This window comes from Comamonas sp. Z1 (genome assembly GCF_008121555.1).
In the GTDB taxonomy this organism is placed as follows: Bacteria; Pseudomonadota; Gammaproteobacteria; order Burkholderiales; family Burkholderiaceae_C; genus Comamonas; species Comamonas thiooxydans.
In genome coordinates, this window is sequence record NZ_VOQT01000001.1 from 114439 (window position 1) to 130599 (window position 16161).

Annotated in this window: 13 protein-coding genes; 2 read left to right on the forward strand and 11 right to left on the reverse strand. The window is 62.0% G+C overall.

The annotated features are described in order from the left end of the window. Nucleotides 1–7: 7 nt before the first annotated feature. The 5 genes from FSY45_RS00540 to FSY45_RS00560 form a co-directional block, all read right to left on the reverse strand. Nucleotides 8–2188 (reverse strand): MFS transporter, encoded by a 2181-nt coding sequence (locus FSY45_RS00540; RefSeq protein ID WP_046462117.1) that lies wholly within the window; start codon nucleotides 2186–2188, stop codon nucleotides 8–10. A gap of 5 nt (nucleotides 2189–2193) precedes the next feature. After that, nucleotides 2194–2742, reverse strand: a complete 549-nt coding sequence (locus FSY45_RS00545; RefSeq protein ID WP_004340736.1) for a TetR/AcrR family transcriptional regulator — start codon at nucleotides 2740–2742, stop codon at nucleotides 2194–2196. Nucleotides 2743–2827: 85 nt separating this feature from the next. Beyond that, complete coding sequence (locus FSY45_RS00550) at nucleotides 2828–3745, reverse strand: pseudouridine synthase (protein WP_046462116.1); 918 nt, start codon at nucleotides 3743–3745, stop codon at nucleotides 2828–2830. A gap of 85 nt (nucleotides 3746–3830) precedes the next feature. Continuing rightward, nucleotides 3831–4826, reverse strand: coding sequence for a tripartite tricarboxylate transporter substrate binding protein (locus tag FSY45_RS00555; protein ID WP_046462142.1), 996 nt, complete (start codon nucleotides 4824–4826; stop codon nucleotides 3831–3833). A gap of 29 nt (nucleotides 4827–4855) precedes the next feature. Next, nucleotides 4856–5971, reverse strand: coding sequence for an aryl-sulfate sulfotransferase (locus tag FSY45_RS00560; RefSeq protein WP_004340730.1), 1116 nt, complete (start codon nucleotides 5969–5971; stop codon nucleotides 4856–4858). A gap of 113 nt (nucleotides 5972–6084) precedes the next feature. On the opposite strand from FSY45_RS00560, the gene FSY45_RS00565 reads away from it, so the two are divergent. Further along, the gene (locus FSY45_RS00565) at nucleotides 6085–7035 is read left to right on the forward strand and encodes a LysR family transcriptional regulator (RefSeq protein ID WP_046462115.1); all 951 of its coding nucleotides are present in this window, start codon (nucleotides 6085–6087) and stop codon (nucleotides 7033–7035) included. A 250-nt stretch (nucleotides 7036–7285) separates the two neighbouring features. Further along, entirely contained in the window at nucleotides 7286–9523 is a 2238-nt protein-coding gene (locus FSY45_RS00570; protein ID WP_080944513.1) for an AsmA family protein, read from the forward strand. 183 nt (nucleotides 9524–9706) lie between these two features. On the opposite strand, the gene FSY45_RS00575 is transcribed toward FSY45_RS00570, so the two are convergent. From FSY45_RS00575 to FSY45_RS00600, 6 genes are all read right to left on the reverse strand, one after another. After that, nucleotides 9707–11257: a methyl-accepting chemotaxis protein gene (locus tag FSY45_RS00575; RefSeq protein ID WP_046462114.1), complete on the reverse strand. Its 1551-nt coding sequence runs from the start codon at nucleotides 11255–11257 to the stop codon at nucleotides 9707–9709. Between the two features lie 279 nt (nucleotides 11258–11536). Then, nucleotides 11537–12325, reverse strand: a complete 789-nt coding sequence (locus FSY45_RS00580; protein WP_046462113.1) for a crotonase/enoyl-CoA hydratase family protein — start codon at nucleotides 12323–12325, stop codon at nucleotides 11537–11539. A gap of 30 nt (nucleotides 12326–12355) precedes the next feature. After that, on the reverse strand, nucleotides 12356–13393 hold the full coding sequence (locus tag FSY45_RS00585; RefSeq protein ID WP_046462112.1) for an acyl-CoA dehydrogenase family protein: 1038 nt from the start codon (nucleotides 13391–13393) through the stop codon (nucleotides 12356–12358). 14 nt (nucleotides 13394–13407) lie between these two features. Next, a complete protein-coding gene (locus FSY45_RS00590; RefSeq protein ID WP_046462111.1) occupies nucleotides 13408–14565 on the reverse strand; it encodes an acyl-CoA dehydrogenase family protein in 1158 nt (385 codons plus the stop codon). 14 nt (nucleotides 14566–14579) lie between these two features. Further along, complete coding sequence (locus FSY45_RS00595) at nucleotides 14580–15572, reverse strand: tripartite tricarboxylate transporter substrate binding protein (protein ID WP_148747888.1); 993 nt, start codon at nucleotides 15570–15572, stop codon at nucleotides 14580–14582. 79 nt (nucleotides 15573–15651) lie between these two features. Next, nucleotides 15652–16161, reverse strand: a complete 510-nt coding sequence (locus FSY45_RS00600) for a MaoC family dehydratase (RefSeq protein WP_004340712.1) — start codon at nucleotides 16159–16161, stop codon at nucleotides 15652–15654.

The window sequence follows — 16161 nt, forward strand, 5'->3', positions numbered from 1 at the left end:
CTTGCTGTTATCGGTTTGAGTTCCTTGCCTGGGGGCCGGAGCCATCCCGGCCGCCATCGTCGGCCGCAGGGCTGCTGCGGGTGTCCTTGTCGATTTCCTGCTCCAGTTCGGCCTCGAGTTCGAGCGCCTGGGCGTTGTCCTGCAGGGGGTCGCGGCTGGCCAGCACGGCCTGCTCGCGAGTCTCGGCCGCCTGCGCAGCGGCAGCCAGGTGCGTGGCCTGCGCGCCTTCGATCACCACGGTCTGCGCCGGACTGGCGGGCCCGGCCTGAGCGCCCTCTTCCACATCGCCGTAGGCATCGGTGGCCGTGGGCTGCACCACGACCGTGACACGCTGCGATGCGTCGGGCTCATGGGCGTTCGCTGCCTCAGGCTCTGCAGCCGGCGCCACCGAAGGTGCGCGCTGGGGCGTACCGTCGGTCCCGGCGGCTGCCGCTACCTGGTTGCCGCTTTGCCGTGTCATGGCGCGCACCATGGCCGCAGCCTGGCGCACGCGCGCCGAGGCTCCCAGACTCCAGAGCAGATACAGCAAGGCGATGGCGGCCGTCAGCGCAAACACATCGTTATAGGCGCGCACATTGGCTTCGCGTCGCACAATCTGCGACAGCTGCAGCGTTCCCTGGTTGGCGCGCATGGCGGGATCGGGCGTCACCTTGCCGTAGATCTGGTTCTGTATCTTGAGCCGCTCGGCCACCACGGGGTCGGTCGGGTCCATCTGCGCCACCAGAGCCACGGAGTAGATCTGCTCGCGGTAGGTCTGGTAAGTGCTCAGCAAGGCCGAACCCAGCAAGCCGCCCATGGCCTGGGTCATGGAAATCGTGACCACGGCGGTGAGCATGTGGTTGGCACCGAATTTCAGCCCCTGGATGATGCCGGTCAGCATCAGCGGGCCCATGAAGACGCCCGAGCCCACCGCCAGCAGAAACTGGCTGAAGAAAAAGTCCGAAGGACGGTCCACGCTGCTGCGGTGGTGATCGAGAAACGCTGCCACGGCAAACAGTGCAATCGCCACCACGATCTGCTTGTCCATATTGGGAACACCGAAAGTAATAGCAGACAATGCAACACCTATAAGTGTCCCCACCAGAATCACCATGAATAGCGGCTGCATCTGGTCGGATGTCATGCCCAGCGTGCGCATCAACCCCACCACGCCGTAACTTTGCTCAGCCGTAAGAAAGCGCAGCAAGATGGCTCCGATCACGAAACGGATCGTCGGCATCTGCGCGAACCAGCGCGTGTGGAGCATGGGGTTGGCACGATGGTGTTCGATGTAAAGCGCGACGCTGAGCAGCGCGATCGCCGCCACCAGCATCCAGGCCAGCCCCGGCGTATCGAACCACCAGCGCGAGTAGCCCTGGACCAGCACCGCAATCAACAGGCCCAGACCCGGCACCATCAGGCTGAAGGTGACGAAGTCCAGCTTCTCGAAGGTCTTGATGTACAGGCCCGAGGGTAGCTTGAGCAGCACCACGGCGGCAAAGGACATCAGCGCCAGACCGGCTTCAAACAGATAGAGGTTGTGCCACTCGCTGTTATAGAGCAGACCCGGCGACAGAATCCAGGCCAGCGGCGTGGCCAGCTGGACCACGCCCACGCCGATCACCAGCATCTTGAGCACATAGGTGCGCGGTGCCGACTGCAGCATGTAGAGCGTGCTCAGCGACGAGCAAGTCGCGGCGGCCAAGCCGCTGGCCGCACGCAGCAGAATCAGGCTGTCGTAGCTGCCCAGCAGCAGATGCAGCACGCTGAGCGCCGCGTAGCAGCCCAAGCCGATCTCGGTGAACAGGCGCATGCCAAACTGCTGGCGGAATTTGTAGACCAGCAGATTGGCCGTCATATTGAACATGACGTAGGCGCCCGTAAGCCAGGCGGCCTCGACCGCCGTCAGCCCCAACTGTCCCTGAATCGTGGGCAGATTGGCGGTGAACAAGGCATTGCCCAGGCCGCCAGTCAGCCCGACCAGGACCGCAATCAGCCCATAGCAGACGCGGACCCAGGGCTCGTGATGGGGCATGGCCGGCGAGCCAGGCAGCGCGGGCTTTTCATGCTCGGCCCAGTCCGGCGGGCGGCGCAGCAGGATGACGGGCCCCTGCGCAATGGCTGGAGAAGCTGAAGCCTGGCTGCTGGGAGGTTTCGGGCCTTCTTGATTGGCTTGAGCCCCAGTGGCTTGTGCTGCAGCTTGACTCATAAACCTCAGGCCTTGATTCCGTCCAGAATGATTTGCAAGGCACGACGCGCCAGTTGCTTGCGTTGGGCAGGAGTTTCGCCACGCAGGGCACCGCCCAGCATGCCGAACACCAGAGACAAATCCTTGGCATTCAAGGCCTGCTTGCACAGGCCCTTGGCCACCGCACGCTTCATGGGCTCTTCGAACACCAGCCACATCTGCTGGCGCGCATGAATGACTTCTGCATCGCTCTGGTCCACCGTACGCCAGTAGTCCACCAGCGTGGCGGACACAGCAATGCGCTCGCCCACCAGAGCCAGCAGCTTGAAGAAGGCCTGGTCGTCGTCCTTCCAGGAAGCTGCGGCGGCGCGGGTCTTCTCGACCGAGCGCTCCAGCAGCGCCAGCATGATGGCGCGACGGTCCGGAAACTGACGATACAGCGTGGCACGGCCCACCTGGGCACGCTCGACGATGAGATCCAGGGGTGCGGTCACGCCATGCTCGGCAAACACGGCATCGGCCGCGTCCAACAACTGGGCGCGGCGTTCGGCGGATGGAGGACGGGTGGTGGACATGGCGCCAATTATCGGACAGTTTTGTCCGATAAACTGCAGCACTCGGCGTTTCCCCTGACCTGGCAAGGGTCGGACAGGACTGCGCTCAGTCGCGCGGCAGCGCCTGCAGGCTGCGCCGGCTGGTGAACTCGCGCCGTTGTCCAGTCAGGGGATCATCGAAGGCCAGGCTGCGCGCCAACAGCTGCAAGGGCCTGGAATAGTCGCCCGGCTCCGGGTCATTGACCATGGGATAGAACGCATCGCCCCTGAGCGGCAGACCCAGCGCCGCCATATGCACACGCAGCTGATGGCGCTTGCCCGAAACCGGACTGAGCCGGTAACGCGCCCAGGCGCTGTTGTGCTCGATGATTTCCATCAGGGTGCGGCTATTGGGTTCGCCAGCCACCTCATGCATGCGAAAGAAATGCCCGCTCTCCTCCATGCGGCTCGCGTGCTCGCGCGGAAAGCTCAGCTCCGCGCGGTAAGCCGCCACGGCCTCGTAGACCTTGTGAATGGCCCTGTCCCTGAACAGCCCTTGATAGATGCCGCGTGTGGCGCGCTGTACCGAAAACACCACCAGCCCCGCAGTGTCGCGGTCGATGCGATGAATCGGCGACAGCTCGGGCAGGTCGAACTCGCGCCTGAGCCGCACCAGCAGCGTGTTCTGCAGATAGTGGCCGGCTGGCACCACAGGCAGAAAATGCGGCTTGTCCGCAACGAGCAGATGCGCATCGCGATGGATGACTTCAGCCGCGAACGGAATCTCTGGCTCGGCCTCCAGTTCGCGATAGTAGTAATAGCGCAGCCCCGGCATGAATGCAGCATTCGGACCGGCCTTGTCTCCCGCTTCGCTGACCACTTGACCGGCTGCCATGCGGCGCAGCCAGTCTGCGCGCCCGACAGCGGGCAGGCGTTCGCACAGAAAGTCGATCAGCAGGCCCCCGCCCTGGGACGGCAAGACCACACAGCTGGGGCTGACGCCATCGCGCACCGGCAGAACCTTGGGATCGTGGGAGTTATGCATGGCGCGGGATTTTAGTGGCTGGCCCGGCTCCTGGCTTTCGTGGCCCCACGGGCCCTGGTCAGACCATGATGCGACTTCGCGCCGGCTAATCTGTTCGGATATTGGCTTTGCGAATGGTGTTCTCCAGAACTCTTTTCTCCTGCTCCAGATAGGCCAGAAACTGAGGATGCCCCATACGCATGGGCTTGAAGCCTGCGTCCGTCAGTTTTCTGACCATCTCGGGGTCCGCTTGCAGGATCGCGATTTCATCGGCCAGACGCTTCACGATACGGGCATCTGTATGAGCGGGAGCCAGCAAGCCTTGCCAGGCCTCGACTTCCAGATTGCGAAGGGCCGGCGTCTCCGAAAGACTTGGCGCCTGGGGCAGCGTGATCAGACGCTGGCGGGATGTCACACCCAGTGCCTTGACCTTGCCCTCCAGAACAAACGGCTGCGCCAGCGCAACAGGCAGAACGGCAAGGTCGATCTGACCACCTGCCAGCTCGGTCAGCACCTGCGGGCCAGATCTGTAGGGAACATGTACCAGATCGATACCGGACATCTGCTGAATCAGCTCCCCCGTCAGGTGCAGGCTGGTTCCGATGCCATCGGTGCCCAGGGTCAGTCGCCCCGGCTTCTGGCGCGCAAGTTCAATGAGATCGTCCGCACTGCCCGCAGCTAGTCCCGGGCGTGCGAGCAGCACAAAGACCGAAGAGGCTACAGGTGCCACGGGCTTCAGCTCCTGCAGTCCGTCGTAGCGAAACTTGGTCGGCGAGATCAGCGGCGCGACCAGCACCGAGCTGGCCACACCGAAGAGCAAGGTATAGCCATCGGGTCTGGCCTTGATAACACGCTGCGTTGCAATAGTCCCCGATGCCCCGACCATGTTCTCTATGATCACGGGCTGGCCCAGGCGCTCTGCCAGACGTGGCATGACCAGTCTGGCAGCCACATCAACACTGCCGCCCGGTGCGAAGGGCACCACCACCGTCAGTGCCTGGGAAGGCCAGGCCTGTGCCGTCGCCTGGCTGGCCAGTGGCAGTTGCTGAAGCAGTGGAGCGCCCAGCGCCCAGGCTGCAAACTGTCTGCGTCGTATTTGCATGATGATCTTTCTGCTGGGCCTGGAATGGCTCAGCGGGACAGCCAAGGCAGTTGCTCTGCCTGATAGCGCCAAGTCTGGAACACCGTGTTCAAGCGCCCCGGGCCTGTGCGGCGTGCAGCGGCATCGGAGTACTCGCCGAACCAGGGCAGAATGAACTCCCAGACCAGCTCGCCCTGCGGCGTCACTTCAAACAATCGCCCAGTGGCGGACTCCGTGATGTGCGTGTTGCCGTTCCAAAGCCGCTGCGCGCTGCCCATGAAGGCGGTGTAGAAGGCGTTGACCATCTCGTCCTGGTAGCTCCATGCGATCTCGTGGGAAACAGGATCTATCTCCAGCACACGCGAGAAAGCCACATGGGCTCCCTGGCGGAAGTTGCCGTTGTCAAAGGTCAGGACATGGCCGTTTGCCAGCGCAACCGGAGCATGCTGGTGCGAGACCACCGATGGCGGGATATGCAGCTTCACTTTGCCGCTGGCCTTGTCCACGCCAATGATTCCCGAGGTGGTGCGCAGACTCATGAGCACTGTCCCATCGGCGGCCAGCCCGAGTCCGTTGACCAGGGGCCAGTGATAGCGGCCGAAGCCCGGGTGAATGGGGAAATCCTCAGGCTCCAGATGCTCCCAGGCCTTCCATTCCCAGACCAATCGACCTGTGCGGTCCACTTCCCGGATCACATCGCCATACATCAGCTCATCAGCACCAAGGGAGGTGCCGCCGGGCACCCGTTCGGCAAAGCCCTGGGGAACAGGGGCACAGGCTGCATAGAGCAGATGACCGTTGGGCAACCACTGTGCGTCATGGTGGTGTGTCGGGTCTTCATAGCGCCAGACCACCTCCCCGTCGGGCCTGACCTCGTAGAAATCACCGCCATGCCACATGGACCAGGGCGCATAGAGATCAGGCGATTCACGATGGTTTCCGTTGTAGCCGAGATTGCCGTTAGGCAAGATGACCGCATGGCGACCGGCGCGTACAGGCAGCTTCCACTCATGCGCCACCTGACCGTGGATATCTATGAGGTAGACATGTCCATCGGCCGTCTGGGGGGCGATCAATGTGTAGCCGCCGGCGCTGAGAGCGCTGTCATGAGCGATAAGACCTGTGCCGCGTCGGCGTTGGGTGACCTGGTCAACGGTGGTAGCCATGGGGTTCTTTCTGTGACTTGAGGGATTGATGGCTGCCACTCTAGGAGTTCGTCAGCGTCAGGAATAGCTGATTGTTTTTTAATAGATGTCAGAAAAAACTTTACACTCAGCCCATGCCAGCGATTTCACAAGCCTTTCGGTGCTTTGACGAGGTGGCGCGCCGAGGCTCGGTGCGAAAGGCCTCGGTGACGCTGCACCTGACCGCCGCAGCGGTCAACCAGCAGATCCTCAATCTCGAAGCGCAGGTCGGTCAGCCTCTGTTCGACCGGTTGCCCAGAGGCATGCAGCTGACCGTGGCGGGCGAGATCGTGCTGGCAGCAATCAGGCGCAGTCAGCGAGACTTTGACAATGCCCTGGCCCAGGTCGAAGATCTGAATGCCTTGCGACATGGGCATGTAAGCGTGGGTGTTCCCCACGCGACGGCCGAATACCTCGTGCCTCAGGTGATTGCGGCAATGCATCAACGCTATCCCGATATCACCTTCAGCGTGCGCGCCGGAATCGGTGAAGAGCTGCTGCGCCATGTGGCTCAGGGCGAGATCGATGTGGCCTACTGCCTGCGCCGAACACCTCCTGCCGGTGTCGAGGAGATGCGCTCCTGGGCACAGCCCCTGGGCGTGGTGATGGCTCCGGACCACCCTCTGCGAATGCGTCCGCGACTGCTGCGTCTGCGTGACTGCCTGGCCTATCCGCTGATCATGATGACTCCCGACATGGAGTTGCGCAGCATGCTCGAGCGTCTGGGCGACGGTGCGCTGAGCCGGATCCAGCCGCTGGTGGAGACCAGCAGCATCCCCATGGCCCGTCGCCTGGTGGCAAGCGGCCAGGCACTGGCCTTCATGCTGCCGGACAATGTGGCGGAAGACATGGCCGCTGAGCGTCTGAGCTGGCGTGCGTTGCACGATGCCGGTTCGCTGCTGCACAGCTGCGCTTATCAGCGCACCGGCTATGCGATGGCAGCCGCAATGGAAATGTTTCTGACCGAGCTGGAACATGCAGCGGACGAGCTGAAGGCGAACTTCGATACCGGTGTTTCCTGGTCCATCGGCAATCTTGCCGTTTGACTGCACTGGTACGACGCGCGCTGGAGAAGCACAAGCGCCAGAAAGTCGATGCTGAAGTCTCTTGCGGAGTGGAGCTGCATTTCTTGAAGCGCTGTAGCCATTGCTGCAGACGATTGCGCCCACAACACAAGGAGGCTTCGAGCTGCTGCACCGTTTCCTCGACCGGTGTGGAAACTTCTGAACTCATAGCATGCGGACCTGCATGCGTCAGGCAATTGGATGACGAGGCAGTACCTCTATGCGTAATAGCATGTGGCAAAAGGATGCAACCGCCATGGTCGATAACGCCAGCACTTCAGCCTCTGAACCCAATCCTGCACATCAGCGCCTGACGCGCCACTGGCTGCGCTGGGCGGCCATTGCGATTGCGCTGCTGCTGGCCTTGATTCTGGCAGCGGCACTGCTGATTGCCTTCATGGACTGGAACAAGCTCAGGCCATGGATCAATGAAAAAGTCAGCACTTCCGCGGGCCGCGACTTTGCCATCAACGGTAACCTGCAGCTGCAATGGACCTGGCCACAGCCCCTCGATACGGGCTGGCGCCACTGGGTGCCCGGAGTGGTGCTGCATGCCAGCGATCTGACACTTTCGCAGCCCCAGGGCTGGCTGGTTCGGCAGGCACCTGAAAAAGCCGATGACAAACAGCCGGTATTGCCTGCGACACCCAAGGAGCTCAATACCGGTCGCCTGCCCGAGCAAGACCAGGTAGCGAACGAGAAAAAGACGAGCGTAGATGACGAAGACGCCATAGCAGATGCCGGCCGGCAACCGCCCGAGCGCGATGCTCGCACCATGATCACCGCAGCAAATGCCACGGCCAGCCTGCGCCTTTTGCCACTATTGGCGCGCCATGTACAACTCGACTCCTTGCTGTTGCAGGCCCCGGATATGGTGCTGGCCCGCAACGACAAGGGCGAGAACAACTGGACATTTGACAAGCCCGCAAGCAACGGCCCGAAGTGGAGTTTTGAAATAGGCCAGCTGCGCATCAGCGACGGCGTTCTGGGCTGGTCCGACGCCGTCAAGAACATGGCCGTGCGCGCCCGTTTCGACACGCTGCGCAGACCGGTCAGCGCCGATCAACCTTATGGTGTGCGCTTCGACCTCGCTGGCTATCTGCATCAAGGCAAGACCCGCGCGCGGATTCAGGCCCAGGGTCTGGCGGGACCGGTACTGGATCTACGTCAGGACAGGCTGCGCTTTCCGCTGCGCATATCGGCCAAGGCCGGCAGCCTGCAAGCGTTTGCTGAGGGGATTCTCGACAATCCCAAGACACTGGACGGACTGGACTTTCAAGTTCAGATACGCGGCAAGAGCATGGCCGACCTGTTCGAGCTCAGCGGCCTGCTGCTGCCCGCCACTCCGCCGTTCGAAACCAGCGGCCGTCTGATCGGCAGCCTAGCGCCGGGCAAAGCCGTCTGGCAGTACGAAAATTTTCAGGGCAAGCTGGGTCAGAGCGATTTGCGTGGCGATCTCCAATACCGCTCCGCCCAGCATCGGCCAAAGCTGACGGCACAGCTGCACTCCAAACAACTGCGACTGGTGGATCTGGGACCGGTCATAGGCGCAGCCCCGTCCGGCAGCCCCGACAAGCCCCAACCCGTCAACGGCAAGGTACTGCCACAAGTCCGGTTCCAGACCGAGAACTGGGACAAGATGGATCTCGACCTGCGCTATGAAAGCAGCCATATTCTGCGGCCCGAAGCTCTGCCCCTGCAAAACCTCAGCGTGCATGCGCTGCTGGACAACGGCAGACTCACCCTCTCGCCACTGAAGTTCGGCCTCGCCGAAGGCTCGCTGAATATCGACGCCAGCGTGGACAGCCATGCCAAGCCCGTTGCTGCCAAACTCAACGCACAGGTGCAGTCGCTCAAGCTCTCCGCCCTGTTTCCCACGATTGAAAAGATGAAGAAAAGCCTGGGCCGGCTCGATGGCGCAGTCGCGCTCACCGGACAGGGCGAGTCGCTGGCACAGTGGCTGGGCACGGGCAATGGTTCGCTGCGCCTGTTTGTACGCGACGGCACTTTCAGCTCGCAACTGCTGGACCTCGCGGGGCTGAACGTAGGCTCCATCGTCATCGCCAAGCTGTTTGGCAGTGACAAGGAAGTTCAGCTGCGCTGTGCCGTGGCCGACTTCAATGTGCAACAAGGCATTGCCCGCCCACGCATGGCCAAGCTGGCCACCACAGAAGCCGTTGTTGAGGCCACGGGCGAGATCAATCTGGCGCAGGAACAGCTCAATCTGCGCATCGTCCCCGAATCGCTGAAGTGGAAGTTCTTTTCGTTGCGCACGCCACTTTATGTGCGCGGCAGCTTTGCCAAGCCCGATGTGGGCCTGGAGCCAGGCCCCCTGGCAGCCCGTGCCGGCGCTGCAGTGGCTGCTGCCGTTTTTGCACCAGCGGCACTGGCTTTGGTACCGCTGACCGTACCTGCCGCTGACGACGATGTGAACTGCAAGCAGTTGCTGACTCAAGTACGCAACCGCTAATACGGGCAAGCAGCTCACAGCCCGATCTCAGCATCGAGTCCTGGCACACTGCAAAGAATGCAGGCAGCCGCTCGGACGGAATATGGCGGAAGTGCCTCACACCATATTTCATGTCTCGGAGATCAGCAAAGCGGAAGCGGCAACCGCAAGCCCTTCAGCCTGGACTGCGGCAGCGTCACGGAATCAAGCGCTCTTGAGGCGGAAGACGCTGACCATCTGCGACAGGTCGCTGGTCTGCTGCTGCATGGATTGCGCAGCAGCGGTGGACTCTTCCACAAGAGCGGCATTCTGCTGAGTCACCAGATCCATCTCGGCCACAGCGCGGTTGATCTGCTCGATGCCGCTGGTCTGCTCATGGCTGGCGGCTGTGATCTCACCCATGATGTCCGTCACGCGCTGCACGCTGCTGACGATTTCATCCATGGTCTGACCGGCCTGGCTGACCTGCGCGCTGCCCTCTTCCACCTTGGTGACCGAGGCCTGAATCAGCTGCTTGATTTCCTTGGCCGCTTCAGCGCTGCGACCGGCCAGAGAGCGCACTTCCGATGCCACGACGGCAAAGCCGCGACCTTGTTCGCCGGCACGGGCCGCTTCCACGGCGGCGTTCAGCGCCAGGATATTGGTCTGGAAAGCAATGCTGTCGATCACGCCGATGATGTCGGAAATCTTGCGCGAGGACTGGCTGATGGCCCCCATGGTCTCCACCACTTGCGACACCACCATGCCGCCCTTGACGGCCACATCGGAGGCTGACAGCGCCAGCTGATTGGCCTGACTGGCGTTATCGGCGTTTTGCTTGACCGTGGAAGTGAGCTGCTCCATGGAGGCAGCGGTCTGCTGCAGGGAACTGGCCTGCTCTTCCGTGCGCGCAGACAGATCATGGTTGCCCGCCGCAATCTGGCCCGACGCTGTGGCAATGCTGTCCGTGCCCTGACGCACCTGCCCCACCAGCCTATCCAGGCTGGTATTCATATCGTGCAAGGCCTGCATGAGCTGCCCGGTTTCATCGCTGCTGCTCACATGGATCCGGGCCGTGAGATCACCATCGGCCACGCGGCGGGCCACGCTGACCGCATGCTTGAGCGGAGCGGTGATGCCTTGCGTCAGACGCCAGGCGCTGACGGTGCCGATGGTCAGAGCCAGCAAGGCCAAAATCAGGAAGTACGTCCTGCTGCTGCTCTCGATCTGCTCCACCTCTGCCGCCTTGGCGTCGAGGCTGGCGCGCTGCAGGTTCAGCAGCTCGCCGAGCAGCTTCAGATAGCCCTGGGCGGCCGGCACATAGCTGTTGATCAACGTGGACTCAGCCTCTTCGGCCATGCCGTCGGCCTTGAGCTGACTGACCTTGTCGCGGCTGGCAATATAGGTTTTGCGCACCTGCATGATCTTGTCCAGGATCTCGCGTTCCGCAGGCTGGGTGATCAGGGGCTCGATCTGCTTTAGCACATTGGCCGTGCTCTTGGTAGTGGCGGCCGCATCTGCCGCCAGAAACTGCACCAGACTTGCGTCGCTGCTCTTGGCGATGGCCGTGGTGCGAGCCACCGCCACGCTGACATTGCTGTTCCAGTCGCTGATCAGGCGCTCCTTGGTCAGCGGCTCCTGCATCATCTGCTGCGTGGCCTTGCCCACCGAGTGCAGCTGCCAGATGCCGATAACCGTGATCACCACGGCAAATGCCAACACCACTGCGAACCCCAGGCCCAGTCGGGCACCAATGTTCAGCTTGGTCAATCTCATCGCTTTCATCCATTCCATAGAAAAGTAAATAGCCGGCAAAGCGGCCACTCCGATACATGAAATGAGGCCAACCCGGCAAAGCCGCTTGCTGCGTCGCTCGCCTAGCGCAAATAGCAACACAATGTAATTAGTATTATCAAGGGATTACGTCGCTGGATTGGCCGACCCGAAACATCATCTCAGCAAGCAAGGCGCTGCAGCCTTCGCCAAAACAAACAAGGGCGCAAAATGCGCCCTTGCTGTCTTTGTTACCTGGTCTGGCTACGCAAACCTGCCGGCTCATGAGAAGCGGGGAGCCCGCTTCTCGACAAAGGCCGTCACGGCTTCACGATGATCGGCCGTTTTATGGGCAATTGCCTGATACCCGGCCGATATTTCCAGCAGCGAAGCCAGCGTGGCGTTCTGGCCCTCTCGCAGCAAACGCTTGGTCATGCGCATCACCCCGCCCGGATTGGCAGCAATCTTGAGTGCCAATGCCCTGGCTGCCGGCAGCAGTTCATCCGGAGGCACGACCTGGCTCACCAGACCACAGGCCAATGCCTGGCCCGCGCTGATCGCCTCTCCCGTGAAAGCCATTTCGCTGGCCTTTGACATCCCCACCACACGCGGCAGCAACCAGGCCCCGCCATCACCGGGAACAATGCCCACACGAACAAAGCTCTCCGCAAAAGTGGCATTCTCCGATGCAATCCGGATATCGCACATGCAGCTCAGATCCAGACCCGCGCCGATAGCCGGGCCGTTGACGGCGCAGATCACAGGAACATCCAGCTGGTAGAGGGCATTCGGAATTTGCTGAATGCCCTGGCGGTATTCCTCGCGAATCATGTCGGGAGTGAGTGCGTCATCGAAATAGCGCCTCATGTCCTTGACATTGCCGCCGGAGCTGAAAATAGAGCCGGCGCCGGTCAGGATCAGCACCTTCACGCTGGCGTCCAGGCGCACGTCTGCGCAGAGCTGCACGAATTCCGCCACCGCCGTATTGCCGGTCAGCGCATTGCGTGTCTCGGGCTGATTCATGGTGACGGTCAAGATACTGCCATCGCGTTCAATATTCAGAAATGCCATGTTCCAGGTCTCCGTAGTTGTGGGGCAGCTTCAAGCCAGGGCCTCGACATCGGTGATCCGACGGATCAGATCCAGTGTCATGCCCTCGTGCGACATCAGGGCCTGTCCGGCCAATGCCTGCCAATAGGCTTCGCTGCCGGCCGTCAGGCGCCATGCATGCAGTCTGCGGGTAAACAGCTGTAGGTCATATTCCTCGGTGAAGCCAATAGCACCATGAATCGCATGCGCAAGCTCCGTGACCACCAAAGCCGCCTCGCTGCAGCGTGCCTTGGCGACGGCCACACGCAATCTGTCAGGCTCGATGCCGTCACCGCTGCAACCGAGCTGAGCCGCCATGCGGGCGGCAAACACATGCTCGCTCATAACTGCCAGCTGATGCTGGATCGCCTGGAACTTCCCGATAGCACGCCCAAACTGCTGACGCTCGTTCGCATATTGCAAGCTGCGCTGGAACACGTCACGCATGGCCCCCGCCATCTGCGCGGCCACCACGGCGGCCTGCAGGCTCCGGGCATCGAATTGCGGCCCTTGCCGGATGACGCCGGCGGCCCGCAACTGCTCTGGCGACCAGGTCAGCGACGCGTCCAGCGCCATAGCGTGTGGCGCAAGCCCAGCCTGAGACACGCTCAGCAGATACCAGACCCCGGCTTCCTCTTGCACTTGCACCAGCACCGAGTCCGCGACTTGCCCGCCTCGCACCAGCGCGCAATGCAAACCGCCATCTGCCTGCATCGCACCCTGCGCCAGCGCAATGCTACCGGCAGGGCAGGCCATATCCGCCTGCGCCAGCATGGCCCGCGCCAGCATGGTCTCTCCCAGAGGCAGAGGCAGGGCATGGGCTCCGCACTGCTCCAGCACGCCAAATATCTCACCCAAGCCCAGACCGGCGCCGCCCTCTTCTTCGGCCAGCAAGGCATCGGCCAGGCCGGTTTCCTCCAGCTGCTGCCATAGCCGGGCGACGGCCACCGAGCGGCTACCGGAGCTCTCGATCTCGCGAATCACCTGAGGGGTGCACCAGTCTGCCAGCACCTTGCGCGCGGCATCTGCAAACAAATCGTTATTGCTCATGAACTTGTCTCCGATCAGCGCAAACCCAGTCCACGGGCGATCATGCCGCGCAGAATGTCACGCGTGCCACCGCGCAAGGAAAACGAGGGAGAAGCTTCGGTGACGTATTTGAGCGTCAGCAGCAGCTCCACCGGAACATCCTCGGCCGGTCGGGCAAACAGCTCCTCGGCAATGGCCGCCGGGATCATCTGCTCCAGTGTCGTGCCCAGCTCCTTGACCAGCGCAGCTTCTACAACAGGACTTGCTCCCTGGGTCAGCTTCTGCTGCACCGATACCGACATCGCGCGCAGCGGTGCCAGTTGCGTCAGCACCTTGCCCGCAAGCCGCATGCCGGACTCGCTGCGTCCCTGCGGCGTGCGCGCATACTGCAGCCATTGATCGAACAGCACGATGCTGGAGAACAGGCGCTCCGGGCCACTGCGCTCGAAAGCGAGTTCGGCGGTAACCTGTTCCCAGCCCTGACCTTCGGCACCGATCAGCGCATCGGCAGACAGCTGCACATTCTCGAAAAAGACCTCGCAGAAATGGCTGTCACCCGATAGATCCTGGATGGGACGCACCGTCACACCGGGCAATGTCAGGTCCACGATGACTTGCGACAAGCCCTTGTGACGGTCCTCGGCACTGCCGGAGGTTCGCACCAGAGCAATCATGTACTGGCAATGATGCGCGTTGGTGGTCCAGATCTTCTGGCCATTGAGCAAGAAACCCTGCTCATTGGGAACCGCTCTAGTCCTCACACTTGCCAGATCCGAGCCGGCATTGGGCTCGCTCATGCCGATACAGAAAAACACCTCTCCCCGGCAGACTCTAGGAATGTAGAACTGCTTTTGCGCTTCCGTACCGTATTTGAGGATCAGTGGCGCACTCTGGCGGTCGGCAATCCAGTGCGAACCCACAGGCGCACCGAAGTTCAGACACTCTTCCACCAGCACATAGCGGGCGAACGCGCTGCGCTCGCCTCCGCCATAGGCCTTGGGCAAGGTCATGCCGATCCAGCCTTTTTCACCCAGCTTGCGGCTGAGGGCCGGGTCGTATCCGCTCCAGGATTTGGCGCGGACATGCACAGGAATGCCTTTGACAGCGTCCTGCAGAAAAGCACGCACCTCGGCGCGCAGTGCCTCGCCCTCCGGCGGAATGCCTGTCAGGCTCAGTCCATCGAGAATGGTCATCGTCTTGCTTTCTTTCAGTCCAGGGACACGCCCGTGCTTTTGACAACGCCTGCCCAGCGCTTGATTTCGCTCTGGATGTAGTCGCCATACGCTTTGGGCGTGGACCCCAGCGGCTCTGCTCCCTGCACGCGCAGCTTCTCCAGCACACCCGGGTCCTTGAGTGCCTTCATCAGCTCGGCATTCAGGCGTTCCACGACCGCAACAGGTGTTTTGGCGGGCACCATCACGCCTTGCCAGGCACCGGCCTCGAACCCTGTCATGCCGCTTTCGGCCAGCGTAGGCGCATTGGGAAAATTGGGAATCCGTCCGGCCGTGCTGACGGCCAGCAGCCGGAGCCTGCCGTCCTTGATGAAAGGCGCCACCGAATTGATGGTGTCGGTCATGAAATCGATCTGGCCAGCCACCAGGTCCACGTCGGCGGGGGCGCTGCCTTTGTAAGGCACATGACTTGCATCCATGTTGTAGTGCTGCACCACCTGAAAAGCCGCCAGGTGCGTGACATTGCCGTTGCCAGCCGAGCCGTAGGAGAGCTTGCCTTTGTGCTCCTGCGCGTACTTCACGAGCTCCTGCACGGTGTTGGCAGGCACCTTGGGATTGACGACAAGCCCCAATGGCACCACCGCCGTCAAGGCCACCGGGCGCAGATCCCTGGTCACGTCATAGCTCATCTTCTTGTAGAGCGACGAACTCAGCGCAATCGAGGAAGTGTTGTAGAGCACGGTGTAGCCGTCGGCTGGCGCCTTGGCCACCAGCGCATTGCCGATGTTGCCGTTGGCACCAGGCCGGTTGTCCACGATGACCGACTGCCCCAGTTGCTGGCCTACCTGCTGCGCCAGCACCCGTGCCACCATATCCGTGGGACCGCCGGGCGGGAAAGGGACGATCAGCGTGATCGGCTTGCTGGGCCAGTTGTCCTGCGCCTGCGCCGCACCACAAACTGCCAGCGCGGCAACCGCCGGCGCGGCAACGGCGAGCAGCGACGACCGACGTGAAAATCGATAACTCATCTTGTGTCTCCTGTAGTTTTTTCATCTCGGCGCACTGGAAAGTACGCACCGGTGCAACGGCATCCGCAGCAGCGCGGATCTAAGCCCCACGGCCGGCCAGCAGGCGCACGGCGGTATAGGCCATCACCTGCTGGTGACGTTGGTTGTAGACCTCGATCCGCGAGCTCACTACTGCGCGACCGCCTTTGCTCGTTGGCTTGATGTCGATCACTTCGACCAGCGCCTCAATGGTGTCGCCCACCACCACAGGAGCCAGAATCTTCTGGTGCAACTCGAGCATGGCCAGGCCCGTGCCCTGGATCATGCTTTGCAGGATGAAGCCTTCGATCAAGGTATAGGTGAGCGCACCCGGCACCGCGCGGCCCTGAATGGCACCGCCGTCATAGCCGTCCTCGATGAAGATCGCCTCGAGCATGCCTGTGGTGTTGATGAAGTTGACCAGATCGGTCTCGGTCACCGTACGGCGAAAGGTGCGCAGTTGCTGGCCTACGCGCAGGTCCTGCCAGACAAAACCCTGGCCCATGCGCGGCGTGTCTGCCAGCGCTGCGGCACGGTTTTCAGTGGATGAAATCAAATTGCTCACGCTCAT

Bases quoted from the DNA above. Each gene is read 5' to 3' on its own strand.
- FSY45_RS00540 (WP_046462117.1), bottom strand. From the start codon at position 2,188: ATGAGTCAAGCTGCAGCACAAGCCACTGGGGCTCAAGCCAATCAAGAA.
- FSY45_RS00545 (WP_004340736.1), bottom strand. From the start codon at position 2,742: ATGTCCACCACCCGTCCTCCATCCGCCGAACGCCGCGCCCAGTTGTTG.
- FSY45_RS00550 (WP_046462116.1), bottom strand. From the start codon at position 3,745: ATGCATAACTCCCACGATCCCAAGGTTCTGCCGGTGCGCGATGGCGTC.
- FSY45_RS00555 (WP_046462142.1), bottom strand. From the start codon at position 4,826: ATGCAAATACGACGCAGACAGTTTGCAGCCTGGGCGCTGGGCGCTCCA.
- FSY45_RS00560 (WP_004340730.1), bottom strand. From the start codon at position 5,971: ATGGCTACCACCGTTGACCAGGTCACCCAACGCCGACGCGGCACAGGT.
- FSY45_RS00565 (WP_046462115.1), top strand. From the start codon at position 6,085: ATGCCAGCGATTTCACAAGCCTTTCGGTGCTTTGACGAGGTGGCGCGC.
- FSY45_RS00570 (WP_080944513.1), top strand. From the start codon at position 7,286: ATGTGGCAAAAGGATGCAACCGCCATGGTCGATAACGCCAGCACTTCA.
- FSY45_RS00575 (WP_046462114.1), bottom strand. From the start codon at position 11,257: ATGAGATTGACCAAGCTGAACATTGGTGCCCGACTGGGCCTGGGGTTC.
- FSY45_RS00580 (WP_046462113.1), bottom strand. From the start codon at position 12,325: ATGGCATTTCTGAATATTGAACGCGATGGCAGTATCTTGACCGTCACC.
- FSY45_RS00585 (WP_046462112.1), bottom strand. From the start codon at position 13,393: ATGAGCAATAACGATTTGTTTGCAGATGCCGCGCGCAAGGTGCTGGCA.
- FSY45_RS00590 (WP_046462111.1), bottom strand. From the start codon at position 14,565: ATGACCATTCTCGATGGACTGAGCCTGACAGGCATTCCGCCGGAGGGC.
- FSY45_RS00595 (WP_148747888.1), bottom strand. From the start codon at position 15,572: ATGAGTTATCGATTTTCACGTCGGTCGTCGCTGCTCGCCGTTGCCGCG.
- FSY45_RS00600 (WP_004340712.1), bottom strand. From the start codon at position 16,161: ATGAGCGTGAGCAATTTGATTTCATCCACTGAAAACCGTGCCGCAGCG.